The sequence below is a fragment of the Mannheimia granulomatis genome (assembly GCF_013377255.1).
GTDB lineage: Bacteria > Pseudomonadota > Gammaproteobacteria > Enterobacterales > Pasteurellaceae > Mannheimia > Mannheimia granulomatis.
The window spans coordinates 2,119,893-2,144,837 of sequence record NZ_CP016614.1 but is presented as its reverse complement, the minus strand read 5'-3'; the positions used below and the strand labels follow the sequence as shown (position 1 = coordinate 2,144,837).

Genomic DNA, 24,945 nt, shown 5'->3' with positions numbered 1-24,945 from the left:
TATGATTGTATATTGTACAATATGAAAAAATTGAGGTTATATAGGCAAAAAAGTAGAGCCTTGATGGTATTTCTTGGCTTTGATAAACTACATTCGATAAGCATTTAAACATAAGGTTTTATTGCATAATTATTCGTTGGTGAGGTGTGTATGCGAAAATATGCGTATTTTTTGGTGAATGTTTTTGCCGAGAGTCATTTTGGGGGTAACCTACTCGCTGTCTTTTATGAGGCAGATGGATTAAATGATGCTGAAATGCAGTTGATTGCTCGTCAATTTAATTTATCTGAAGTCGTGTTTGTTCAATCTTCTCCCTTGCCGCAAGCGGTTAAAAAATTAAAAATTTTTACACCTGATTACGAAATGCCGTTTGCCGGTCATCCGACTGTGGGAGCGGCATTTGTTTTACATTCTCTCTTACATTTACCTGCCGATTACTTCCTACAAACTAACGCCGGTTTAGTTGAAATTCAACATCAAGGCGAGCTTATTACATTGGCTATTAATCATGATGTGGAAGTAGAGGATGCGCCTTTAACTAAAGAGGAATGTGCTGAAATTTTAGGATTAACTATAGGCGATATTGCTTCTTCTCCTAGCTGGGTAAATACAGGTGTCGCACAATTACTAGTTGAGCTATCTTCTGAACAAGCGGTCAAAAATTGCAAAATAAATGCAAATCTCTTTATAGAAAAGGCGATGTCTAAAGATAACATTTCGCAAATGTATGTTTGGTTTAGAGATACTCAACAGGCAAAAGTGCGTCTGTTTTTTAGTAGCCAAGGTGCAGTGATAGAAGATCCGGGAACTGGTTCAGCTGCGGCAAACTTAGGTGGTTGGCATATTAAACAAGGTTTAACACCGCTCGAATTAAGAATTTTACAAGGCGATGAAATGGGCAGACCAAATCGCTTATCCTTAAAAGTAGATGAGCAAAATACTATTTTTGTGGGTGGAAAAGCAATTCAGGTTGGAAAAGGAGAGTTTTATTCACCTTAAAATTATTTCTATGAATTGAATTTTTATGCAATAATTAAGCATAAATATAATTGGATTTTACAGGGAGAACATAATGGCATTTAATTTAAAAAACAGACATCTTTTAAGCTTGGTGAATCATACCGAGCGGGAAATCCGCTTTTTGTTAGATTTGGCACGTGATTTAAAGCGGGCTAAGTATGCAGGCACAGAGCAACAAACTTTAAAAGGCAAAAATATCGCCTTAATTTTTGAGAAAACCTCGACTCGCACACGCTGCGCTTTTGAAGTGGCAGCTTACGATCAAGGGGCCCATGTAACCTATATTGACCCAACTTCCTCACAAATCGGGCATAAGGAATCTATGAAAGATACTGCCCGAGTGCTTGGCAGAATGTATGATGCCATTCAGTATCGTGGTTTTAAACAATCGGTGGTGCAAGAGTTGGCAGATTATGCCGGCGTGCCGGTGTTTAACGGTTTAACGGATGAATTCCACCCAACACAGATGCTTGCCGATGTTCTAACAATGATTGAAAACTGTGAGAAACCGTTAAGCCAAATTAGCTATGTCTATATTGGCGATGCCCGCAATAATATGGGTAACTCGTTGTTATTAATTGGGGCAAAATTGGGTATGGATGTGCGTATTTGTGCACCGAAAGCCTTGTTGCCGGAGGATTCGTTAGTTGAAATGTGCCGGAAATTTGCTGCGGAATCCGGGGCGAGAATCACTGTTACTGAAGATATTCATACAGCAATAAAAGGCGTTGATTTTGTCCATACAGATGTATGGGTTTCAATGGGCGAGCCACTAGATAGCTGGGGGGAGCGTATTAATTTATTAATGCCTTACCGTGTTACACCTGAATTAATGAAAGCAACAGGCAACCCGAAAGTGAAATTTATGCACTGTTTACCGGCTTTTCATAATAGTGAAACCAAAGTAGGTAAAGAGATTGCAGAAAAATATCCGGAGTTAGCAAATGGCATTGAGGTAACAGAAGAGGTGTTTGAATCACCGGCTAATGTGGCATTTGAGCAAGCGGAAAACCGTATGCATACGATTAAAGCGGTAATGGTAGCAAGTTTAGCTTAGTTTTAGCTGATTAAAAAACGGATTATCTTTTTAGATAATCCGTTTTTGTGTTGGTCTTACTTCAACATTAAATAGTTAGTGCTAATGCTTTCAACCACATAGCCGGTATTTTCAAGAAACTTTAATTCGATATAATTGAGTGATAATTCCGCATTACCCAAATCGAGTTTAAGTAAATCAGCCTTAACTTTATCTAATATCTCTGTTTTATGACGTTCGTTCATTGATAAATTATGCTTATCAAAGACTTTCTTCACTGCATCGTTAATATTAAATTTGATATTTGGCTCAATACCTGAAAATTCAATAATAAACTCAGTTGGCGTTTCTTGAATTTTATTGCACTCTTGGTTGATATCTTCATACTTAGCTTGTCTATCTGATGTTCTGAAATCATAAGCTTGGCTGATTAATTTTTTGCACTGTTTATTATCAGCAGCCGCATGATTATTGAGATGATTTGGACGATAGTATCTCAAATTGAAAATAATATATTCTTGAGCATTTTTCATATCGTCTTTGGTTAATCGAATAAGTTCGGAATTGCTCGCCTCAAAAGTAGTTGTATCATAATTTCTTTCGCCTGTTTTATAGATCAGGTCATAGCCGGATTCTATGCCATATTTTTGCTTAAATTGTTCGGCAGTATATTCTTTTGCAATGTAGCGAATCATTGAGTCTAAATGCTCAATTTCATCACGGTTTTCACCTAATGCTTTTTTATGTTCAAGCACGGCTTGTGTGTCGATTTTATTATTAGCATCTAATAATTTATGTTTTGCTAAATAGCTATCTAAACGTTGGGTTTGGTCTTCAAGGGAGATTTTATGTGGATCTAAAATAAAGACCGAGAACAAAATCACTACAATCGAAATAGCTGAGAAGAAACGATATTGTGCCAAGTGTTTTGAAATTAATAAGCCGTAGCAGATAGAGAGTGTGATGGCTCCAATCACTAAATAAATGCGAGCTTCGGTTAAGCCGTAGTGATTTAAGCGAATGTAAATGGCATACCAAATTAACGCTAACGGCAATAATGCCAAGTAAGCGAAGTAACGGTAGAACCATTGCCATTTTGCATTTTGTAACAATAATTGCACCGCTTGTATTGCCAAGCCGATAGTTAAATAAGGGAATGCAACGTTTGCCACCACACCATTTGGCATTTGACCTTGTAAAGCAATAAAGACCACATAAGCGTAAATAATAGCAGTGTAGATAATCAAAGCCGGTGATAAAATCCAATTCAGCAACATTTCACCTACACGATTTAAATAGGAGGAATCATTGGCAGAATGTTGATTCTCAAGGGTTAAAAACAGAACGGGGAACGCCCAAAGGATAGAAAACACCCAAAACTGTTTGAAAATAGTGTAGTCGTATTTATTAAGATTAAACAGCTCTGTAATGGCAAAAGTAATGCAACTGAGAGCACTAAAAATAACGATAGCGAGGACAAAAGCAAAGGTGATATTCACCAACTTATTGGTCATTTGACTGACGAAATTATAGTTATTTTTATGCCAATGCTGGCTAATCAAACAGAGTAAAGTACAAAGTGCTACCGCCCAATAGCGGGAATCTTCTAAAAGCTCAAGTTTGATATCGCTATAAAACAGTGCGGTTGCAATTGGCAACGGAATTAAGAACCAGTAAGCCTTTGTATTACGAGCCAAATAAAGCGCGATAAAACAAATCGGGGCAAGAGCAATTAAATTATGAAACACGTTGAATAAATCATAATGCTCAACATTTGGCATTAATATTACTGTGACATAGGTTACAAATAAAATTTCAATCGGATGCTTGATGATCGCATTTTTAATCATCACACTAAAATGTTGTAGTTTGCTAAACATAAATATCTCCTATTTAATGAGTATGCTTGCAGTATAACAAAATTTATTTTCATTAAAAGTGAAAAGTAAAGCTTTTTACTTTTTGTTGATAATTTGGTTGTTAAATGAACAGTGTTTTGTGAATAATAAAGCCTATAGTCCAATAAACTATAGGCTTTATTTATTAAAAAGTTATAACCAACCCTTCCGTTTAAAGTAAATATAAGGTGCTGACGCAGCGAGAATCATTAAACCAATCGCCATTGGGTAGCCGTATTTAAAATGCAGCTCAGGCATAAATTCAAAGTTCATACCGTAAGTAGAGGCAACCAATGTTGCCGGTAGGAACATTACCGACACTACTGAGAAGAATTTCATAATACGGTTCTGCTCAATATTGATATAACCCATTGCTGCTTGCATTAAAAAGTTCACCTTCTGGAATAACGATTCATTATGCGGCTGCAGAGATTCAATATCTCGCATAATATCACGGGCCTGTTCAAGTTGATTATTCGGCAAGCGAGTTTTACGCAGTAAGAAACTTAAGGCACGTTGGGTATCCATCAAACACAAACGTACTTTTGAGCTGGCATCTTCAAATTCAGTTAAGCGAGAGAGAGCATCATTAAAGTTATCTTTTTCTTGTTGCCCGTCTAAAATCACACGGCTTAACTTCTCCAAATCGGCATAGACTTCTTCGATTACATCGGCTAACTGCTCAATTTTGGTTTCAAATAAGTCAAGTAAAAGCTCATAAGCATTACTGTCGATCAGCTTTTCACGGCGTGAACGCATACGATATAAACGAAATGCGGGCAAATCGCGATCACGAAGAGTAAATAAGCGCCCATCACGGATGGTAAAAGCAACGGTGGCAATATCAGCATAGTCTTTCTCATCTAAACAATAGAAAAACGAGTGCAGGTGCAAACCGTCTTCATCCTCAAAGAAACGGGCAGAAGCCTCTAAATCTTCCAATTCGTGTTCTTCGGCAAGGGTTTGGTCTAAACGGTTTTCTAATACGGTTCTTTCCGCATCTGATGGGTCGATAAGATCGATCCAAATCGCATCGTTGAGCAACGTTGGGTTAGTTTCATCAACGCTGGTTAAACGTGCGTTGTCTAATGCAAAAGCACGGATCATTGTAATCTCCAAGTGGTTAGGAGGTAATGACAAAAAGGAACAAAAAAGATACTAGGCGAGCATTACCGACCTTGTCGGTAACGTTGAGGTTAGACAAGATAGGTTAAAAAGCGAATAAGTATCGACTGTGACTGTCCAAATGTGTAATCCTCAAGAAAAAATAGTGTGCGAATGGTACAGAATTTGGCTTTTATAGTCAAGTAAGAGCCAAGCAAGCGGTTATTTACTTAAGAAAATTTGCAAAAAATTAAAGAAAAACGACCGCTTTTTTGCTATGGTTACACCAAAATTTTGAGAAAGAGAAATTGACTATGAATGATGAGCAACAATCCGAAAAAAATGAGAGCCTAAGCTCACAGGTGGAAACCACTCATTTTGGTTTTAAAACCGTCGCAAAGGAAGAAAAACAGCAGCTGGTTGCCAATGTGTTTCACAGCGTTGCCGGCAAATACGATTTAATGAACGATTTGCTTTCTTTTGGTATTCACCGCGTTTGGAAACGTTTTACTATTGATTGCAGTGGTGTTCGTAAAGGTCAAAAAGTGTTAGATTTGGCCGGTGGAACGGGCGATTTCACTGCGAAGTTTTCTCGTATTGTGGGAGAAAGCGGAGAAGTGGTGCTAGCTGATATTAACAGTTCAATGCTCGAAGTCGGGCGGGAAAAATTACGCAATTTAGGCGTAGTTGGTAATGTGAGCTATGTACAGGCGAATGCAGAATGTTTACCGTTTGCCGATAATACCTTCGATTGTATCGTGATTAGCTTTGGTCTACGAAATGTGACTGATAAAGATAAAGCTCTTCGTTCAATGTTGCGAGTGTTAAAACCGGGCGGTCGCTTGCTAGTGTTGGAGTTTTCTAAGCCGATCATTGACCCAATCAGCCAACTTTATAATTTCTACTCTTTCAACATTTTACCAAAAGTGGGCGAAGTGGTGGTCAATGACGCGGAAAGTTACCGCTATTTGGCAGAATCTATCCGTATGCACCCGAAACAAGATGAATTGAAAGCAATGATGGAAAATGCCGGCTTTGATAGCGTCAATTACTACAATTTGAGTGCAGGCATTGTCGCACTACACCGTGGCTACAAATTTTAATTTTCTTCTAAGCTAGTGACGTTTTACTCTCCCACAAGGGGAGAGGGTAAAGTAAAGGGATTCTATGTTAAATACACTCTCACAACAGCTAATGCTCCCCCAGTTTGCATTTGGTTTAGTTGAAACAGCTTTTAATGCATTACTCAAACGTTCCCCTCATATTGAACCAAATTTGCGTAAATTGTCGGGAAAAGTATTAAAAATTCAGCTAACCTCGCCGAAAATCGCCTTTTTTGTGCTGTTTAATGAAAATCACACTGATTGGTTAGGCGTGTATGAAGATGAGGTGGATTGCTCGGTAGAGCTAGCGTTTGAAACGCTGCCGAAATTGGCTGATAAACAAAAGCTCACTGATTTAATCAATAATAAGTCGCTCGTGCTAAACGGCGATATTCAGGTGTTGCAGCATTTCACCACGCTGTTAGAGCAGTTAGAAAAAAATCCGGCAGAGCTGCTTTCTCCTTTTGTGGGAGATGTAGTTGCTCAAACTTCAACCGATTTTGCTCGAAAAATATTCGAAAAAGCGAAAGCTCAATTTACACAAAACAACCAACATTTGGTCGAGAATTTAATGCAAGAAAGACCGGTGCTGGTTCACCGTTTACAAGCAGTCAATTTTTACGATCAGGTGGAAGAATTAGCACAACAAGCGGTCAAATTAGAGCAAAAATTTACTCACTACGTTCGCTCTTCGAGCCATCAGCAAACTGATGTTCAAACACAAGCATTTGTGCGAAATTAGGGATTCATTAATGCAATTTAAAAATAGCCGCCGCCTTTACCAAATTATCCACACCTTTCTACGCTACGGCATTGATGAAGCGATTCCTGATGTGCCTTTAACCCGCAAAATGAAGTGGGGACGTAAAGCGTTATTTTGGCTGCAAAATCAGCATAAAGAGAAATCTTACGGTGTACGCTTGCGTTTGGCGTTGCAAGAGCTTGGTCCGGTTTGGATTAAGTTAGGACAAATGCTTGCTACCCGCCGTGATCTTTTCGCTCCAGAGCTTGCTGATCAACTCGCATTATTACAAGATAAAGTAGAACCGTTTGACGGTAAAATTGCCCGTCAAATTATCGAACAAGCCTTAGGTGGCAAACTTGAAATGTGGTTTGATGAATTTGATGAAAATGCGTTGGCATCGGCTTCGATCGCTCAAGTGCATACGGCAAAATTCAATCAAAATCAAGCACTTGCCGGCAAAGATGTGGTGTTGAAAGTAATTCGCCCGGGCATTGAACCTGTAATTAAATCTGACTTGGAATTAATGTACAAACTTGCCCGTTTGATTCCGAAATTATCCAATGACGGCAAACGGCTGCGTGCGGTTGAAGTGGTGCGAGAGTATGAAAAAACCATTTTGGACGAGCTGGATTTGCTCAAAGAGATGAGCAATGCAGTGCGTTTACGTGGTAATTTTGAAAACAGCGAAATGCTTTATGTGCCGGAAATGTATCAAGACTTTTGCCGTAAAAATCTGATTGTGATGGAACGTATTTATGGCATTCCGGTATCGAATATTGCGGAGCTTGAAGCCAATGGCACTAATATGAAATTGCTGGCGGAACGTGGTGTGCAGGTGTTTTTTACCCAAGTGTTCCGTGACAGTTTTTTCCATGCTGATATGCACGCCGGTAATATTTTCGTCAACCGTGAACATCCGCATAATCCACAATATATCGGTATTGACTGCGGCATTGTTGGTACTTTGAACCATAACGATAAACGCTATTTAGCAGAAAGTTTTGTTGCATTTTTTAACCGAGATTATCGCCGTGTGGCACTAATGCACGTGGAATCGGGTTGGACACCGGCAGATACCGATATTGATAAATTCGAGCAGGCATTTCGTGAGGTGTGCGAGCCGATTTTTGCCAAGCCGTTATCTGAGATTTCTTTTGGGCATGTTTTGCTGAATCTCTTTAATGTCGCTAGAGAGTTTAATATGGAAGTGCAGCCGCAGTTGGTGCTACTGCAAAAAACCTTACTTTATATTGAAGGTTTGGGCAGACAAGTTTATCCACAGCTTGATTTATGGCAAACGGCAAAACCGTTTTTGCAAAACTGGTTAAATGAACAAGTGGGCGTAAAGGCGATGATCCGAGACATTAAGCAGCGTTTACCGCAATATCGGGAGCATTTTGCCGAATTTCCGGAAGCCGTATTTAAGGCACTCCAACAGCAAAAGCAAATTAACTTTAGGCTGGCAGAAATTAATGAGAGTTTAAAAGTACAAAATGTAAACAAAAACAGTCGATTTGTTATTCTCTTGCTTTCCATGACTGTGATCCTTGGCACATTTTGGAAATTTGAGTCTTTGCCTCTGTGGTTGAGTGTGCCATTATTGACCTTATTTCCTCTTACAGCGATTTTGAGTCAACGCAAATAAGCGGTCGTTTTTTAGGAATTTTTTGCAAAATCGCTTTTTTATATGTCAAAGTGACATATAATAAGCAAAGTTTTATTCACCCAACTAAAATGAAAGGAGTTTTTATGGGCGGTATTAGTATTTGGCAGCTTCTGATTGTAGTAGCAATCATTGTGTTACTTTTTGGAACAAAAAAATTACGTACTTTAGGTTCTGATTTAGGCGAATCAGTTAAGGGCTTTAAAAAAGCAATGTCTGATGAGAAAAAAGATGCAGGATTTGAGAATGTTGAAAAAGTTGATGTGGTTGAAGTAAAAGAAAGAGTTTCAACAGAGCAACAAACTGTTGTAAAAGATAAAGAGCAGGTTTAATCCGTGTTTGATGTAGGTTTTTCTGAATTAGTATTGATTATGATTGTGGGCTTAGTGGTGCTAGGTCCCAAACGCATGCCGATTGCGATTCGCACTGTAATGGGCTGGATCAGTACAATTCGAGGTTTAGCCGCAAATGTACAGAATGAACTGGCCCAAGAGCTGAAGCTGCAAGAGTTAAAAGAGAGTATTAAGAAAGCGGAGGAATTGAACATCGGTTCGTTTTCGCCTGAATTAAGCAAAACTGTTGAAGATTTGAAAATGTCGGCAACGCAATTGCAAGACTCTTTAAATTCTGCCAAAAATGACTTGGAGAATCAGGCAGCAGAAGTCAGTACTGCTGCGAAATTAACTGATGAGCAAGTTGCTGAGATCCAACAAAAAATTGAGCAGGAAAGCCAAGAATTAGAAGCGCAAGAATTGCAAAAAAATGCAAAAAATCAACCGCTTGATACCGATGGTTGGGATGCACAATTAAATGTGGCTAAAGCAGAAAATGAACTTTCTGCCGATGAAATTGCAGAGCATGCGGAGATGGACGAATCACTCCTAAAGCTTGAATCTTATTATCCACCGGATGATGATTTTGCAGTGGTAGAGGCAGAGCAAAAAGCGGAGGGCGAAGATGGCAGAAGTTGATGAATCCCAACCGCTGATCACCCATTTAATTGAGCTGAGAAATCGATTATTACGTTGCTTTTTATGCGTTTTAATCGTTTTTTGTACTCTGGTCTATTGGGCAAACGATATCTATACTTTACTCGCCACACCTTTAACCGATAATTTACCCGAAGGGGCAACGATGATTGCAACGAATGTTGCCACACCGTTTTTTACCCCGATTAAATTAACGATTGTTGTGTCGGTATTTCTGTCCGTTCCTTTTATTCTGTACCAAATTTGGGCGTTTGTTGCACCTGCGCTTTATAAACAGGAAAAGCGTTTGGTGTATCCGCTGTTAGTTTCAAGTACTTTGTTATTTTATTGTGGTGTTGCGTTTGCCTATTACGTTGTATTCCCATTAGTGTTTGGTTTTCTAACTTCAACCGCGCCGGAAGGGGTAACAATGGCAACGGATATCAGCAGTTATCTTGATTTCGTTTTAACCATTTTTATGGCATTCGGTATCTGTTTTGAAGTGCCGGTAGCGATTATTTTGCTCTGCTGGTCTGGTGTAACCACACCGGAAGATTTAAAGGAAAAACGTCCGTACATTATCGTTGCTGCGTTTGTAATTGGTATGCTACTGACTCCACCGGATATTTTCTCGCAGACTCTATTGGCAATCCCAATGTGTTTGTTGTTTGAAGTCGGTGTGTTATGTGCCAAATTCTATCGGCCAAAAGATGATGAAGAACACTCAGAGCAGGCAGCACAATAATATTTTTACAAAGGCATAGCACCTGTGGCTGTGCCTTTATTATTTTAGGAAATTTAAAATGCAAGTGATTCAATCTCAATTCCCTTTACGCCGTATGCGTCGTTTACGTAAACATGATTTCAGCCGCCGTTTGGTAGCGGAAAATCAATTAACGGCCAATGATTTGATTTATCCTGTCTTTGTGATTGAAGGCGAAAATCAACGTGTGCAAGTGCCTTCAATGCCGGGTGTGGAGCGATTAACTATTGATCAGCTTTTACTTGAGGCAGCAGAGTTAGTGAAATATGGTGTGCCTGCGGTGGCATTATTTCCTGTAGTTGGCGAGGAAAAAAAATCCTTAATGGCAGAAGAAGCGTACAATCCGGAAGGCTTAGCACAACGAGCGGTACGAGCATTAAAATCAGCTTATCCTGAATTGGGTGTGATTACCGATGTGGCGTTAGATCCGTTCACAACCCACGGGCAAGATGGCATTATTGATGAAACAGGCTATGTGTTGAATGATGTGACGACTGAGGTATTGGTTAAACAAGCGCTTTCTCACGCCAAAGCAGGTGCAGATATTGTTGCTCCAAGCGATATGATGGATGGGAGAATCGGGGAAATTCGTGAAGCGTTGGAAGCCAATGGGTTTGTTAATACTCAAATTATGGCGTATTCAGCTAAATACGCTTCTAACTATTATGGCCCTTTCCGTGATGCGGTAGGTTCTGCCGGCAATTTAAAAGGCGGTAATAAATACACCTACCAAGTAGATCCTGCCAACGGCAACGAAGGTTTACACGAAGTGGCAATGGATATTCAAGAAGGTGCGGATATGGTAATGGTAAAACCGGGAATGCCTTATTTGGATATGGTATGGCGTGTGAAAGAAAACTTCGGTGTGCCGACTTTTGCTTACCAAGTGTCTGGCGAATACGCTATGCATATGGCAGCCATTCAAAACGGTTGGTTGAAAGAGCGTGAATGTATTATGGAAGGCTTGCTCTGTTTTAAACGAGCAGGGGCAGATGGTATCTTAACCTACTTCGCTAAACGTGTGGCGAAGTGGTTGTATGAAGATGCACAAGCTAAGTAAATAAGTCATACAACAAGCGGTCGTTTTTTCATAAAATTTTGCAAATTTTTAGCGAAAAATGACCGCTTGCTTTTTTAATTACACCTTTTGATTACACTAAATCAAACAACAAAAATTCCACATCGCCTTGAGCGGCAATTTCCAGTACAGTTTCTTGGCGGATGCCTAGAGCATCGCTAGTGTGTAGTTTCACCCCGTTTACGGTTAAATCGCCTTTCACCACTTGTAACCAGTAGCTGCGGTTTGCATCTAAGCTGATTTTATCGGCTTTCACCGTTGGATATTGGTAACGCCATAATTTCATATCCTGATAAATTTTAAATGAGCCTGCTTCTGCATTTGGCGAGAGAATCAAGGTTGCACCTTCTTGCGGGGCAAATTTGTCTTGGCTGTAGCGAGGCGTAATATCCTTTTGATTTGGGATAATCCAAATTTGATAAAGGTGTAAAGTTTCCTCTGCCGATGGGTTTACTTCCGAATGGAAAATGCCTGAACCTGCCGACATAATCTGAAATTCGCCCGCTTTTACTTCGGTTTTGTTACCCATACTGTCTTCGTGTGCCACTCGGCCGTTTAACACGTAAGTTAAAATTTCCATATTATCGTGCGGGTGCTTGCCAAAGCCGTGATTTGGAGCAATAAAGTCCTCATTGATTACACGTAAATGTGAAAAATGAATGTGTTTCGGATCGTAATAATTTGCGAATGAAAAAGTATGGTAGCTCTCAAGCCAGTCAAACGATCCATTGCCGCGTTCATTTGCTTTTCTAAGTTGTAACATAATCTATTCCTTATTTTGTGTTTGAATAGCGATATTCTACTGTATACTTAAAATTGATAAATAGGTTTTTAATAGATTGATTATTTCCTTTTCGGAAATAGTCTGGGCTTGATTTTTATTGGAAAATATATAGAATATTGCCCCCTTGAGTTCCCTTACCTCAAGTTTTGGTTTAGCTAAAAAGGAGACAATATGAACCTTACAACTTATTTTTCGGATGAGAACAAACGTCGTTCTCTTATTTTACTTTCACTTTTTCACATTTTTATCATCGCAATCAGCAACTATTTAGTGCAAATTAGCTTTGAAGTTCAAGTGCCGTTTACGGAATTAATGATCCCGACAACGTGGGGAACTTTAACATTTCCCTTTATTTTCTTAGCAACCGATTTAACTGTGCGTGTATTTGGCGCTGTGCTTGCCAGAAAAATTATTTTTGTGGTGATGTTTCCGGCATTGATTATTAGCTATGTGATTTCAGTCTTATTCTTTGAAACCCAATTTCAAGGATTTTCCGCATTAGCAGATTTTAATTTCTTTGTCTTTCGTATTGCATTAGCCAGCTTTGCTGCCTATTTGGTTGGGCAGTTATTGGATGTATTTGTGTTTAATAGTTTACGGCAAGGCAAGCATTGGTGGCTTGCACCAATGTGTTCCACCATTTTTGGTACTTTAATTGATACTTTCGTATTTTTCGCCGTGGCATTTCATGAAAGCAGCGATGAATATATGGCAGAGCATTGGTTTACTATTGGCTCTGTTGATTATGCTTTTAAACTCTTTGTGAGCCTTCTATTATTTTTACCGCTTTATGGTGTGATGCTAAATTTCATTATGAAGAAATTAGATTTGAAATAGAAATGTGAAGTGATGTTTGGGGATTATGCCGAAAAAGAGTATAATCCCCCTAATTTTTTTATAAGAGAAGCGAAAATGAAGAATATCCCGTTAAGAAATGAAGAAGAAATTCAAAAACTGCGTGAAGCTTGTAAATTAGCTTCAGATGTATTAGTGATGATTAAGCCTTATGTAAAAGAGGGAATTACTACCGGCGAATTAGATAAAATTTGCCACGATTATATTGTGCAAAATGGGGCAACCTCAGCCTGTTTAGGCTATCACGGCTTTCCCAAATCGGTTTGTATTTCTCTAAATGAGGTGGTTTGTCATGGTATTCCAAGCGATGATAAAAAACTGAAAAAGGGAGATATTTTAAATATTGATGTAACGGTCATTAAAGACGGCTACTATGGTGATAACTCAATGATGTATGTTGTAGGTGAGCCAAGTGTACGCGATCAGCGTTTAATGGATGTTACGCTTGAGTCTCTTTATATCGGTATTCGTACGGTAAAAGCCGGTATTCGGTTGAAAGAAATTGGCACAGCGATTCAAAAATATGTAGAAAAAGAAGGTTTCTCGGTGGTACGTGAATACTGCGGTCATGGAATAGGCACAGAATTCCACTGCGAGCCACAAGTAGTTCATTATGCAGCGGATGATGGTGGTGTGGTACTCAAAGAAGGTATGGTCTTTACTATTGAACCAATGGTTAATGCAGGGAAGAAAGAAGTTCGCTTAATGGGTGATGGTTGGACGGTGAAAACTAAGGATAGAAGCCATTCTGCACAATATGAACATCAAATTGTAGTCACTAAAGAAGGCTGTGAAGTACTGACCATTCGTGATGAGGAAATTGAGTCCGGGCGTATTTCTCGTATTATGAAAAATAGCTAACTTGTAAATTTTAAGCGAAAAATAACCGCTTGTAAGGCGGTTAAGTATAAAGGGATTAAGTGAAAACTTAATCCCTTTGTATGTCTATTCAGCCATTATTTTGAGTGTGCTTTTTTCACCCAGATTACAGAAATGGTAAATGCCACTACGAATGAAATCGCCATACCGACAGAATACATCGCAAGGCTATCCGGTTTGATTGACGGAATTCCTAAGAAGCCTGCTGCACCTAATGCTTGCGCTTTTACGTTAAAGAACGCGATAAATGCACTGGATAAACCTGAGCCTATCATCGCCGCGATAAAGGCTTGGCGGTAGCGTAAGTTCACCCCAAACATGGCAGGCTCAGTGATGCCTAATAATGCAGAGATACCGGAAGGCACCGCTAAACCACGTACTTTGGCATCTTTTAACGCAAATGCCACGCCTAAACACGCCGCACCCTGTGCAATGTTAGACATTGCTGCGATTGGGAAGATAAAGGTTCCACCGGAGATTGCCATATTAGTGAGCAACTGAGTTTCTACCGCAATGAAGGTTTGGTGCATACCGGTAATGACGATTGGAGCATAGAACGTACCGAAGACACCGCCACCGATAAAGCCTAAGGTATCGTACAGCCAAGTTAAACCATGAGTGATTAAATCCCCTGCTTGGCGACCGATTGGGCCTATAATTGTGAACGCTAACACACCTGCGATAAACAGTGAGAACATTGGAGTTACTAGGTTATCCAAATAGCTTGGCACGAAACGACGGAAGGTTTTTTCAAGTGTTGCCAACACCCAAGCCGATACAATGGTTGGAATGACGGTACCTTGATAGCCCACTTTCTCAATTTCTAAACCTAACACATTCCAATATTTGATGTTGCCTTCCATTAAGGTTTTCGCATAGTTCCATCCGTCAGCCAATGCCGGGTGAACTAATAACATACCGAGTGCCGCCCCTAAGAACGGGTTACCGCCGAATTTACGGGTTGCAGAGAAACCCAGTAGCACCGGTAAGAAGACGAATGGTGCGTTGGCAATAGTGTTAATGAAATCTACTAAATCCGCAATTGCCGGATAACGGCTGACAACAGATTCTCCTTCCCAGAAGAAGCCAACGGAGGTGAGCATCGAATGGATACCCATTAAAAGACCGCCCGCCACGATAGCAGGAATAATTGGCACGAAAATATCCGCTAAACCTTTTACTAAACGTTGTAGTAATGGTTGATTTGCTGCACCGGCGGCTGCTACCTCAGAAGTAGACATATCGCCAATACCCATCTGTTTTTGCATTTCGGCATGCACGCTGTTTACTGTGCCTGAACCGAAAATAATTTGGTATTGACCGGAAGTTGAGAATTGACCTTTTACGCCTTCAATATTTTCAATACCTTCTTTATCTACTTTACTTTCATCTGCAAGAGTTAAACGAAGTCTGGTTGCACAATGTGCAAGAGTTGTGATGTTGTCTTTGCCACCTAATTTGGCAATCGTCTGTTCAGCGATTTTTGAAAAATTCATAGTAATTACCTTTAATATCAGAATTGAACAGTTGCATTTTAACTAAAACGGTTTAGCTAACAAGAGGAATACGAGAAATATTTTCAAAATTGTTAACTAGATCACATTTTTTTATCTTCAATGATTTTGCCGGAGGAAATTGTTAGCACTCTGTCAAACAGAAATCGGCTCTCTTCCAGCTGGTGGGTTACCATTAAAAGTGTTAACTGCCGACTTTGGCAAATCTTTTGTACAATCTGCTGTAGTTCCTCTCTTCGTTTAGGATCAAGGGCAGAAAAAGGTTCGTCCAATAATAAAATCGGTTTATCTCTTAATAAAGTGCGGGCGAGAGCAACGCGTTGTTTTTGCCCGCCCGAGAGTTGGTCTGCTCGACGGTTTAAAGAGTCGGCAATCCCCATTTGGCTTGCAATATTTTTGATCTCAGCTTTTTGTATGGTATTGAGTGATAAGCTAGGAGTTAAGGCTAAACCGATATTTTGTTCTACGCTCAAATGCGGGAAGATATTATTATCTTGAAACAGCATAGAAACAGGGCGTGCGGCTACCTCGGTACTGGTGTGGTTTTCTCCATTTAAAAACAGCTCACCTTTTTCAGCTTTTTCAAAGCCGGCAATTAAGTTAAGCAAGGTGCTTTTACCTGCACCACTTTCGCCTACTATTGCAATTTTTTCCCCCTTTTCTGCCATAAGTTGAAAATGCATATTCATTTGTTCATAGGTAAAGTGAAGATCAAGTCTGATCATGTTTTATCCTTTATAAATAAAAATGGAAGTAATGCGAATAACATGAGTACCAAAGCAGTAACAGCGGCATCTTCGATACGGTAGCTACCAAGCTGTTGGTAGAGTAGGTAAGGTAGAGAACTAAAATCTCGATTACCAAAAAAAGCAATAACGGCAAAGCTACCTAAACTTGATGACATCGCGAGTGCAAAGGCACCGGTAAGCGGTCGAATAAGGTAATTTTTTTCCACAATCCACCAGCGAGTCATTCCTTTTAGGCCTAAACTTTGGGCTAATTTATCATGTGAGGTTAAGCTATTCCACAGGGAGGAAAAAATTGTCGGATAGATAAAAGGGAGTAAGGTTAAGCCATTACAGATTCCCACCAGAATAAATAATTCTTGGGTAGTGAGATCGTGATTCATCAATAAAATAAATAAGCCAACAGAGAGTAAGAATATGGGCAGTAAGAGAGGATAAATTGCTACGCTGCCTAAAATACTGTAGCGAAATGTTGCTTTTGTATAAAGCTGTTGTCGAGTTTCGAGAGCAATAATATAGCTGACACCCACCGCAAAAACAGCGGAAATCAAGCTGAGTCCTAAAGAGAATTGAATAGCTTTCCATAATTCTGCATTAAGCAAGCGCTCACTAAGATGAGAAACCGAAATGCCTGACCAAAAAACTGTTGCAAGCGGTAGAATTATTGCAAAACTTTGCAAAAAAATGACCGCTTGTAGCCACAGTTTACTAAGCCCTATTGGAGTTGGTTTCCAAATATCTATGCGGTTTGGTTGTTGGTTGAATTGTTTTAATGTATTGATAGAAACCGCATGCATGACGAGTTGTAAGCATAGACCTAAAATAAATTGTACAGCGATTAAAATGACAGCTTTTGCAAAATCAAACTCAAAAGTAACCGCTTGATAAATAGCCACTTCCAGTGTGCTGTATTTTGGGCTGCCACCGAGCATTAGTACGATTGGAAAGCTGGTAAAGCAGACCAAAAATACAGTCATAAATATATAGGGTAAGAATGTTTTGATAATAGGTAACTCGACAATTCGGATAAATTGCCAGCCTTTTAAATTGAGCTGAGCCGCAAGTTGAAAGCGGCTACTTGGGATCAATGCTAATCCGTTGAAATAATATTTCATGACCAATGGAATATTAAACAGACAGTGAGCAATTAAGATTCCTTGCAAGCCATATAAATTAAATTGCCAATTTATTCCTAGTAATTGGCAGATTTGTGCCAGCCAGCCGGCATTTCCTAAAATACCTATTACGGCAAAAATGATCACAAGTGAGGGTAAAGCCCAAACGAAAGAGATGATTTTGTAGAGTAAATATTTACCTTTAAACTCTAAATAGAAAAATGATCTTGCCAATATGCTGCCTAAAAAGAGTGAAAAAATAGCAGAAAGAGCAGCTTGAAGCCCGCTATAGGTGAGAATATGAAGAACATCATTAACGTCAATTAAGGTGGTGTTTTGATGATATTGTATCAATGCCCATAAACTGAACGAATATAGTGCAATAATACTAAAGTAGGTAAACCATGCTGTTGTTTTGGTTAGCGTTCTAAGCATATTGCTCCAATTAGATAAGTAAAGAATATCGTTTAAATTATTGTAACATTTACTTCAGACTGTATGCTAGAATCTTGATATTTGGCAAATTTTTTTTAATTTAGCTTAAAAAACATTCTTTTGATGATACTGAACCGACAAGTTTTTGTACTTTTTAAGATGTTTTTAGTTTTAATTTGTAGTAAAGTTGCGAACATTAAATTCCAAATTGGTTTGATAAACCTAAATTTTTTTAACTTTCAATATTAAGAGGAATATTTTATGTACTCAAAAGACGTTGTAATTACAGCTCCTAATGGTTTACACACTCGCCCTGCGGCTGAGTTTGTTAAGGCAGCTAAAGGTTTTACTTCTGAAATTACGGTTACCTCTGGCGGTAAAAGTGCCAGTGCAAAAAGTTTATTCAAACTACAAACATTAGGTTTAACTCAAGGAACAACAATCACAATTTCTGCTGATGGCGAAGATGAGCAAAAAGCAGTTGATTTCTTAGTAGATTTGATTCCTACCTTAGAATAATTTTTCTAGTCTCGGATTAAGATTTATGTAACTTTATCGTGGATTACTACCGCGATAAAGTTTTTGCTATGCAACATCCAGATGGTTTTAAGCCGTCTCAAATAAGGACACAATTATGATTACAGGTATCGCAGCCTCCCCAGGTGCAGTATTTGGTAAGGCTTTAGTTCTAAAAGAAGAGCCGATTGTACTTAACACTCGTAAAATTACCGAAAGTGAAATTGAAACTGAAAAAGCAAAATTCTTTGAAGGGCGTACAAAAGCCGCAACTCAATTAACTGCCATTAAAGAAAAAGCACGTCGTACGTTGGGTGAAGAAAAAGAAGCTATTTTCGAAGGTCATTTGATGATCTTAGAAGATGAGGAGCTTGAAGAAGAAATTTTAAGTTACCTTGCTGAGAACTTAGTCACTGCTGATGTTGCTGCAAGTAAAGTGATTGAAATGCAAGCGTCAATGCTAGCTGAAATTGATGATGAATATTTAAAAGAACGTGCGGGCGATATTCGTGATATTGGAAATCGTTTAGTACGTAATATCTTGAATATGCACATTGTTGATTTAGGCGATATTCAAGATGAAGTCATTTTAGTTGCTTACGATTTAACTCCTTCCGAAACGGCACAATTAAATTTAGATAAAGTATTAGGCTTTGTAACCGATATTGGTGGCCGCACTTCTCACACTTCTATTATGGCTCGTTCATTAGAGCTTCCTGCAATTTTTGGTACAAATAATGTTACCTCATTAGTCAAAACAGGTGATCTGCTTATTTTAGATGCAGTAAACAATGAAGTGCATTTAAACCCTTCAGAAGCAGAAATTACTGAATTTAAAGTATTACAAGAGAAACTGAGTGCAGAAAAAGCAGAACTTGCCAAATTGAAAGAGCTTCCGGCACAAACTTTAGACGGACACAAAGTGGATGTGGCAGGTAATATCGGGACAATTCGTGATATTGAGGGTGTTCTACGTAATGGTGGCGAAGCCGTTGGTTTATACCGTACTGAATTCTTATTTATGGATCGTGCTCAATTACCCGGCGAAGAGGAACAGTTCCAAGCCTATAAAGAAATTGTAGAAGCGATGGGCAATAATTTAGTGATTCTTCGCACGATGGATATCGGTGGTGATAAAGAGTTACCATACTTGGATTTACCAAAAGAAATGAACCCGTTCTTAGGTTGGCGTGCGGTACGTATCGGTTTCACTCGTCGTGAAATTCTAGATACACAATTGCGTGCGGTATTACGTGCTTCTGCGTTTGGTAATTTAGCCGTTATGTTCCCGATGATTATTTCGGTTGAAGAAATCCGTTTATTAAAATCAATTGTAGCGGAATTAAAAGATCAATTACGTGCTGAAGGCTATGCTTTTGATGAAGATCTGAAACTTGGTATTATGGTAGAAACACCATCTGCTGCGGTGAATGCGCGTCATCTAGCAAAAGAGGTTGATTTCTTTAGTATCGGCACAAATGACTTAACTCAGTACACTTTAGCGGTTGATCGTGGTAATGAAATTATTGCTCACTTATATAATCCGTTAAGCCCATCAGTATTAAATTTAATCAAACAAGTTATCGATGCTTCACATGCTGAAGGCAAATGGACCGGTATGTGTGGTGAGTTAGCAGGTGATGTGCGTGCAACAGCATTATTACTTGGTATGGGCTTAGACGAGTTTAGTATGAGCGGTATTTCTGTCCCTCATGTGAAAAAATTGATTCGTTCGATTAATTTTGCTGATGCTAAGGCATTAGCCGACGAGGCGTTAGCTCAACCGACCTCAGCAGATATTGAGCGTTTAGTAAACGATTTTTATCAAAAATTAAACTAATTTTAATTATTTAGCATACAAAAGCGGAATTCTCGTATAAAATATATGGGGATTCTGTATCTAATATCTGAGGAGATTTTAAGATGGGTTTATTTGATAAATTATTTGGCTCAAAACAAAAAGCAGGTAAAAACATTCAAATTTATTCACCATTAAGCGGTGAAATTGTAAATATTGAAGATGTGCCTGATGTGGTTTTTTCTGAAAAAATCGTAGGTGATGGTGTAGCCATTCGTCCTTCAGGTGATACTATTGTTGCACCTGTAAATGGTACTATTGGTAAGATTTTTGAAACAAACCACGCATTCTCAATTGAATCAGAAGATGGCGTAGAATTATTTGTACACTTCGGTATTGATACAGTTGAATTAAAAGGTGAAGGCTTCTCTCGTGTTGCTCAAGAAGGTCAAACAGTAAAAGTGGGTGACCCGGTCATCAAATTTGATTTAGAATTGCTTGAAGGTAAAGCAAAATCTGTATTAACACCAATCGTAATTTCTAATATGGATGAAATTACCAACCTGGCTAAGAACAACGGTCAAGTTGTTGCAGGCGAAAGTGTTGTGTTAACATTGACTAAGTAGTAAAACGCTATGTATTAAGCCACGATATTCAATATCGTGGCTTTTTTGTTTGTATCCTTTTTAAGTAATATCAGATTTATGAAGATTATTTCTAGATAAAAAATAGGCAACAATGTAAAATACCTCACAATTTTGCGTAAAGAGTTTATGTTTTAATTTAAAATAGTAAATTGCTTTACGCTTTTCTTTTCTAATTTACTGATATATTTATTATTTTTTAAGACTATGGCTAAATTACATATTACTACTTGGGGCTGCCAAATGAACGAGTATGACTCGTCTAAAATGGCGGATCTCCTCAATTCTACTCACGGTTTTGAACTGACTGAAAATCCGGAAGATGCAGATGTTTTACTTTTAAACACTTGCTCGATTCGTGAAAAAGCGCAGGAAAAAGTGTTTTCACAGCTGGGACGTTGGAAAAACTGGAAGAAAACCAAGCCTAATCTGATTATTGGTGTTGGCGGATGTGTGGCTTCTCAAGAGGGGGAGCATATTCGTGATCGCGCACCTTATGTTGATATTGTATTCGGGCCACAAACTTTGCACCGTTTGCCTGAGATGATTAACCAAATTCGTGGTGGTAAAAGCTCAATTGTGGATATTTCTTTCCCGGAAATCGAAAAATTTGACCGTTTGCCAGAGCCAAAAGCTGAGGGCCCAACTGCCTTTGTGTCGATTATGGAAGGCTGTAACAAATATTGCTCATTCTGTGTTGTGCCTTACACACGTGGTGAAGAAGTGTCTCGTCCGGTTGACGATGTATTATTTGAAATTGCCCAATTAGCAGCTCAAGGCGTGCGTGAAGTAAATTTACTCGGTCAAAACGTAAATGCTTATCGAGGTGAGACTTTCGATGGTGGTATTTGTACTTTTGCAGAATTACTGCGTTTAGTTGCAGCGATTGATGGTATTGACCGCTTGCGTTATACCACCAGCCACCCAATTGAATTTAGTGATGATATTATCGAGGTTTACCGTGATACGCCTGAATTAGTCAGTTTCTTACACTTACCGATTCAAAGTGGTTCAGACCGAGTACTGACGATGATGAAACGTAATCACACTGCATTAGAGTATAAAGCGATTATCCGTAAATTGCGTGAAGTTCGACCTGAAATTCAAATCAGCTCAGACTTTATCGTTGGCTTCCCGGGCGAAACAGCGGAAGATTTTGAGCAGACAATGAAAATCATTGAGCAAGTTAACTTTGATATGAGCTTTAGCTTTATTTATTCTGCTCGCCCTGGTACGCCTGCTGCAGACTTGCCAGATGATGTTTCAGATGATGAGAAAAAAGAGCGTTTAGCACGTTTACAGCAACGTATTAACCACCAAGCTATGCAGTTTAGCCGAGCGATGTTAGGAACAGAGCAGCGTATTTTGGTAGAAGGTCCATCGAAAAAAGATTTAATGGAGCTTACCGGTAGAACTGAAACCAATCGTGTGGTGAATTTTGTCGGCACCCCGGATATGATTGGTAAATTTGTAGATGTGAAAATTACCGATGTTTACACTAACTCACTACGTGGTGAGGTAATTCGCACCGAAGCGGAAATGGGCTTACGTGTTGTTGAATCAGCTGAAAGTGTTATTGCCCGTACACGTAAAGAAGATGATTTAGGTGTAGGTAAGTACGTGGTGAATTTGTAAAAAATTTCCTAAAAATGACCGCTTGTGTAATGCAAGCGGTCATTTTGTTAGGAAAATAGGTAAATTAATCCGTAAAAAAATGAATAATTTTTGTCATAATCTGTATTTCACTCAGAGGGAGAATCGGTTAGTATAATGGTAATGGCTAAATCGTTTTAGCTAATGGTTGAATAAATTAAAAGAGATAAAATTATGAGCAAAATTTGGGTAACCGGTGATGCAGTTGTTGATTTAATTCCGGATGGCGAAAATCACTATTTAAAATGTGCCGGAGGTGCTCCCGCTAATGTAGCAGTGGGCGTTTCCCGTTTAGACGTTAAGGCAGGCTTTATTGGTAGAGTAGGAAACGATCCGCTTGGTCACTTCATGCGGGATGTTTTGGCTTCGGAAAAGGTCTCAACCGACAATATGATTTTAGACAATGAGCAGCGTACATCCACCGTGGTAGTTGGCTTAGATAATGGTGAGCGTAGCTTTACTTTTATGGTAAACCCAAGTGCCGACCAATTTTTGCAAGTAGAAGATTTACCTGAATTTCAGCAAGGGGATTTTTTGCACTGTTGCTCCATTGCATTGCTCAACAATCCCTCACGCTCTACCACGATTGAAGCCATTCGCCGCGTGAAAAATGCTAATGGATTTGTTTCCTTCGATCCAAATTTACGTGAATCACTTTGGAAAAGTCTTGATGAGATGAAAACAGTGGTCAATTCTGTCGTCGCGATGGCGGATATTCTGAAATTCTCCGAAGAAGAATTAACACTCCTGACTGATACCGAAACCCTTGAGCAAGCGGTTCAGAAAATTACTGCACAATATCCGGAAAAATTAATTATCATCACTTTAGGCAAGGATGGCGCGATTTATCACTTAAACGGTAATAGCAAACATGTTGCCGGTAAAGCGTTGAAACCTGTGGATACTACCGGTGCCGGAGATGCTTTTGTCAGTGGCTTACTAGCCGGTCTTGCACAGAATCAAGATTGGAGAGATGAGAAAGTACTAGTTGAAGTGATCCGTAAAGCTAATGCTTCCGGTGCCTTAGCCACCACTGCCAAAGGGGCGATGTCGGCACTGCCGAATAAAGCTCAGCTAGAGGCGTTTTTGGCGGAGTAGTCTTTTAACGACAGTCTCCCTTTGTAGGGAGGTATTGCAATACTCCCCTAAGTAAACGAGAAGGTAATCACACAGGAACCCCTATGCACATTTTCAATAACGGTAAATACAAAAGCCTACACGCCCAAAGCGAGGGTGAATTAAACACTATTCGTCAAACAGTACTTTCTGATGCTGATTTCTATCCAACCTATCATCTCGCGCCTGAAACCGGGCTGTTTAACGATCCTAATGGTTTAATTTTTGACGGCGAAAAATACCATATTTTTGCCCAATGGTTCCCTTATGGTGCATTGCATGGCATGAAGCATTGGCTGCATTTTATGACCAAAGATTTCCAAACTTTTGAAAAAGGTGAAGTGTTGATTCCCGATGAACTGTTTGAATCGCACGGCTGTTATTCGGGTGGAGCGATTTTATGGCAAGATAAGATTGCTGCGTTTTACACAGGCAATACTCGTCGCCCGTCTGATAATGCACGGGTTCCACACCAAAATATTGCGATTTTTGATAAATCAGGAAAACTGTTGGAAAAACGTTGCATTATTAACCAGCCTCCGCAAGGATATACCGAACACGTTCGTGATCCGAAACCTTACATTACCTGTGATGGCAAAATTCGTTTTGTACTAGGTGCGCAGCGTGACAATCTCACCGGTACAGCGTTGATTTATGAGATGGATAATTTAGAGGATACACCACGTTTAATTGGCGAGTTGGCGGTGCAAGATTTCGATAACAGTCACGTGTTTATGTGGGAATGTCCCGATTTATTCCGTCTTGATGAAAAAGATCTGTTTGTCTGGTCACCTCAAGGGAAATTGCGTGAAAGTCACCAATTCCAAAATAATTACCACGCTACTTATGCTCTAGGTAAATTAGAGGGCAACAGTTTGGCTGCAGAGCATATCGAAGAGCTTGACTATGGCTTTGATTTCTATGCCCCGCAAACGGTAGAAAACAGCGATCGCATTATGTTTGGCTGGGTAGGTTTGCCGGATTTAACTTATCCGACCGACCGTTTTCAATGGCATTCTATGTTAACTTTACCTCGCAAGTTATCTCTTAAAAATGGCAAAGTAGTGCAGCAGCCGATCGTACACTTAAATGATTTACAAGCGGTCGAAATTTCAGAAAACTTTGCAAGTTTGAATTTGGATACTGCCTATTTGCAAATTTCTGTGGAAAATCAACCGCTTGTATTAGATTTCTTTACCAATGACAAAGGGCAGCAGCTGACGATGCGTTTTGAAAACGGCGTATTTAGTTTAGATCGCAGCCAAAGCGAGCAAACGGAATTAATGGAAAAGTTTGGTTCGGTTCGTCATTGTAAGTTAGAGAAATTAGAGACAATTGAGATTTTCTTTGATCGCTCCATTGTGGAAATTTTCCTCAATGGTGGTGAAAAAGTGCTTACTTCACGCTTTTTTATTGCCAATCGTAAAAATATCATCAAAGCTTCACGTTTAGTTCGGGCAAAATTAGCAAATATTGCTGCAATTAGCGTAGAATAAAAAGGAGGCAGAACTG

23 protein-coding genes are annotated in these 24,945 nt (G+C 39.3%); 17 read left to right on the top strand and 6 right to left on the bottom strand.

Annotated features, from left to right (window positions below; translation table 11 throughout):
* Window positions 1–150: 150 nt before the first annotated feature.
* Both A6B41_RS10145 and A6B41_RS10140 read left to right on the top strand, forming a co-directional pair.
* Window positions 151–999, top strand: a complete 849-nt coding sequence (locus A6B41_RS10145) for a PhzF family phenazine biosynthesis protein (protein ID WP_027073594.1) — start codon at window positions 151–153, stop codon at window positions 997–999.
* Window positions 1,000–1,072: 73 nt separating this feature from the next.
* The gene (locus A6B41_RS10140) at window positions 1,073–2,077 is read left to right on the top strand and encodes an ornithine carbamoyltransferase (RefSeq protein WP_027073595.1); all 1,005 of its coding nucleotides are present in this window, start codon (window positions 1,073–1,075) and stop codon (window positions 2,075–2,077) included.
* Window positions 2,078–2,133: 56 nt separating this feature from the next.
* Here A6B41_RS10140 and A6B41_RS10135 read toward each other — a convergent pair whose 3' ends face one another.
* Both A6B41_RS10135 and corA read right to left on the bottom strand, forming a co-directional pair.
* Window positions 2,134–3,936 carry a DUF4153 domain-containing protein gene (locus A6B41_RS10135; protein ID WP_027073596.1) on the bottom strand — a complete coding sequence of 601 codons (1,803 nt, stop codon included), beginning with the start codon at window positions 3,934–3,936 and terminating at the stop codon, window positions 2,134–2,136.
* A 171-nt stretch (window positions 3,937–4,107) separates the two neighbouring features.
* Window positions 4,108–5,061: a magnesium/cobalt transporter CorA gene (gene corA, locus A6B41_RS10130; RefSeq protein ID WP_027073597.1), complete on the bottom strand. Its 954-nt coding sequence runs from the start codon at window positions 5,059–5,061 to the stop codon at window positions 4,108–4,110.
* A gap of 311 nt (window positions 5,062–5,372) precedes the next feature.
* Here corA and ubiE point away from each other — a divergent pair, with 311 nt between their 5' ends.
* The 7 genes from ubiE to hemB all read left to right on the top strand — a co-directional run bounded on the left by ubiE (window position 5,373) and on the right by hemB (window position 11,360).
* On the top strand, window positions 5,373–6,161 hold the full coding sequence (ubiE, locus tag A6B41_RS10125) for a bifunctional demethylmenaquinone methyltransferase/2-methoxy-6-polyprenyl-1,4-benzoquinol methylase UbiE (RefSeq protein WP_027073598.1): 789 nt from the start codon (window positions 5,373–5,375) through the stop codon (window positions 6,159–6,161).
* Between the two features lie 64 nt (window positions 6,162–6,225).
* Entirely contained in the window at window positions 6,226–6,903 is a 678-nt protein-coding gene (locus tag A6B41_RS10120) for a ubiquinone biosynthesis accessory factor UbiJ (protein ID WP_027073599.1), read from the top strand.
* A 10-nt stretch (window positions 6,904–6,913) separates the two neighbouring features.
* On the top strand, window positions 6,914–8,551 hold the full coding sequence (gene ubiB / locus A6B41_RS10115; RefSeq protein WP_027073600.1) for a ubiquinone biosynthesis regulatory protein kinase UbiB: 1,638 nt from the start codon (window positions 6,914–6,916) through the stop codon (window positions 8,549–8,551).
* A 104-nt stretch (window positions 8,552–8,655) separates the two neighbouring features.
* Window positions 8,656–8,901, top strand: a complete 246-nt coding sequence (tatA, locus tag A6B41_RS10110; protein ID WP_027073601.1) for a Sec-independent protein translocase subunit TatA — start codon at window positions 8,656–8,658, stop codon at window positions 8,899–8,901.
* A 3-nt stretch (window positions 8,902–8,904) separates the two neighbouring features.
* Window positions 8,905–9,540, top strand: coding sequence for a Sec-independent protein translocase protein TatB (tatB, locus tag A6B41_RS10105; RefSeq protein WP_027073602.1), 636 nt, complete (start codon window positions 8,905–8,907; stop codon window positions 9,538–9,540).
* Window positions 9,527–10,282 carry a twin-arginine translocase subunit TatC gene (tatC, locus tag A6B41_RS10100; protein WP_027073603.1) on the top strand — a complete coding sequence of 252 codons (756 nt, stop codon included), beginning with the start codon at window positions 9,527–9,529 and terminating at the stop codon, window positions 10,280–10,282. The genes tatB and tatC overlap by 14 nt, the downstream gene beginning before the upstream one ends.
* A 58-nt stretch (window positions 10,283–10,340) precedes the next feature.
* Window positions 10,341–11,360 carry a porphobilinogen synthase gene (gene hemB / locus A6B41_RS10095; protein WP_027073604.1) on the top strand — a complete coding sequence of 340 codons (1,020 nt, stop codon included), beginning with the start codon at window positions 10,341–10,343 and terminating at the stop codon, window positions 11,358–11,360.
* A 91-nt stretch (window positions 11,361–11,451) separates the two neighbouring features.
* Here hemB and A6B41_RS10090 read toward each other — a convergent pair whose 3' ends face one another.
* Entirely contained in the window at window positions 11,452–12,141 is a 690-nt protein-coding gene (locus tag A6B41_RS10090) for a pirin family protein (protein ID WP_027073605.1), read from the bottom strand.
* 192 nt (window positions 12,142–12,333) lie between these two features.
* On the opposite strand from A6B41_RS10090, the gene A6B41_RS10085 reads away from it, so the two are divergent.
* Together A6B41_RS10085 and map are read left to right on the top strand one after the other, a co-directional pair.
* On the top strand, window positions 12,334–12,999 hold the full coding sequence (locus A6B41_RS10085) for a 7-cyano-7-deazaguanine/7-aminomethyl-7-deazaguanine transporter (RefSeq protein ID WP_027073606.1): 666 nt from the start codon (window positions 12,334–12,336) through the stop codon (window positions 12,997–12,999).
* A gap of 75 nt (window positions 13,000–13,074) precedes the next feature.
* Window positions 13,075–13,878 carry a type I methionyl aminopeptidase gene (map, locus tag A6B41_RS10080; protein WP_027073607.1) on the top strand — a complete coding sequence of 268 codons (804 nt, stop codon included), beginning with the start codon at window positions 13,075–13,077 and terminating at the stop codon, window positions 13,876–13,878.
* A gap of 95 nt (window positions 13,879–13,973) precedes the next feature.
* Here the strand turns inward: map and A6B41_RS10075 are convergent, their stop codons facing one another.
* The 3 genes from A6B41_RS10075 to thiP all read right to left on the bottom strand — a co-directional run bounded on the left by A6B41_RS10075 (window position 13,974) and on the right by thiP (window position 17,706).
* Window positions 13,974–15,392: a sucrose-specific PTS transporter subunit IIBC gene (locus tag A6B41_RS10075; RefSeq protein WP_027073608.1), complete on the bottom strand. Its 1,419-nt coding sequence runs from the start codon at window positions 15,390–15,392 to the stop codon at window positions 13,974–13,976.
* Between the two features lie 101 nt (window positions 15,393–15,493).
* On the bottom strand, window positions 15,494–16,135 hold the full coding sequence (gene thiQ, locus A6B41_RS10070; protein WP_027073609.1) for a thiamine ABC transporter ATP-binding protein: 642 nt from the start codon (window positions 16,133–16,135) through the stop codon (window positions 15,494–15,496).
* Window positions 16,132–17,706, bottom strand: a complete 1,575-nt coding sequence (gene thiP, locus A6B41_RS10065; protein WP_032847169.1) for a thiamine/thiamine pyrophosphate ABC transporter permease ThiP — start codon at window positions 17,704–17,706, stop codon at window positions 16,132–16,134. The genes thiQ and thiP overlap by 4 nt, the downstream gene beginning before the upstream one ends.
* Before the next feature lie 261 nt (window positions 17,707–17,967).
* Here thiP and ptsH point away from each other — a divergent pair, with 261 nt between their 5' ends.
* The 6 genes from ptsH (at window position 17,968) to A6B41_RS10035 (ending at window position 24,929) form a co-directional block, all read left to right on the top strand.
* On the top strand, window positions 17,968–18,225 hold the full coding sequence (gene ptsH, locus A6B41_RS10060) for a phosphocarrier protein Hpr (protein ID WP_027073611.1): 258 nt from the start codon (window positions 17,968–17,970) through the stop codon (window positions 18,223–18,225).
* A 115-nt stretch (window positions 18,226–18,340) separates the two neighbouring features.
* Window positions 18,341–20,062, top strand: a complete 1,722-nt coding sequence (ptsI, locus tag A6B41_RS10055; protein WP_027073612.1) for a phosphoenolpyruvate-protein phosphotransferase PtsI — start codon at window positions 18,341–18,343, stop codon at window positions 20,060–20,062.
* Between the two features lie 83 nt (window positions 20,063–20,145).
* Window positions 20,146–20,646 (top strand): PTS glucose transporter subunit IIA, encoded by a 501-nt coding sequence (gene crr, locus A6B41_RS10050; RefSeq protein WP_027073613.1) that lies wholly within the window; start codon window positions 20,146–20,148, stop codon window positions 20,644–20,646.
* A gap of 225 nt (window positions 20,647–20,871) precedes the next feature.
* Window positions 20,872–22,299 (top strand): tRNA (N6-isopentenyl adenosine(37)-C2)-methylthiotransferase MiaB, encoded by a 1,428-nt coding sequence (gene miaB / locus A6B41_RS10045; protein WP_027073614.1) that lies wholly within the window; start codon window positions 20,872–20,874, stop codon window positions 22,297–22,299.
* Window positions 22,300–22,491: 192 nt separating this feature from the next.
* Window positions 22,492–23,415 carry an aminoimidazole riboside kinase gene (locus A6B41_RS10040; protein ID WP_027073615.1) on the top strand — a complete coding sequence of 308 codons (924 nt, stop codon included), beginning with the start codon at window positions 22,492–22,494 and terminating at the stop codon, window positions 23,413–23,415.
* A gap of 83 nt (window positions 23,416–23,498) precedes the next feature.
* Entirely contained in the window at window positions 23,499–24,929 is a 1,431-nt protein-coding gene (locus tag A6B41_RS10035; RefSeq protein ID WP_027073616.1) for a glycoside hydrolase family 32 protein, read from the top strand.
* Window positions 24,930–24,945 lie beyond the last annotated feature (16 nt).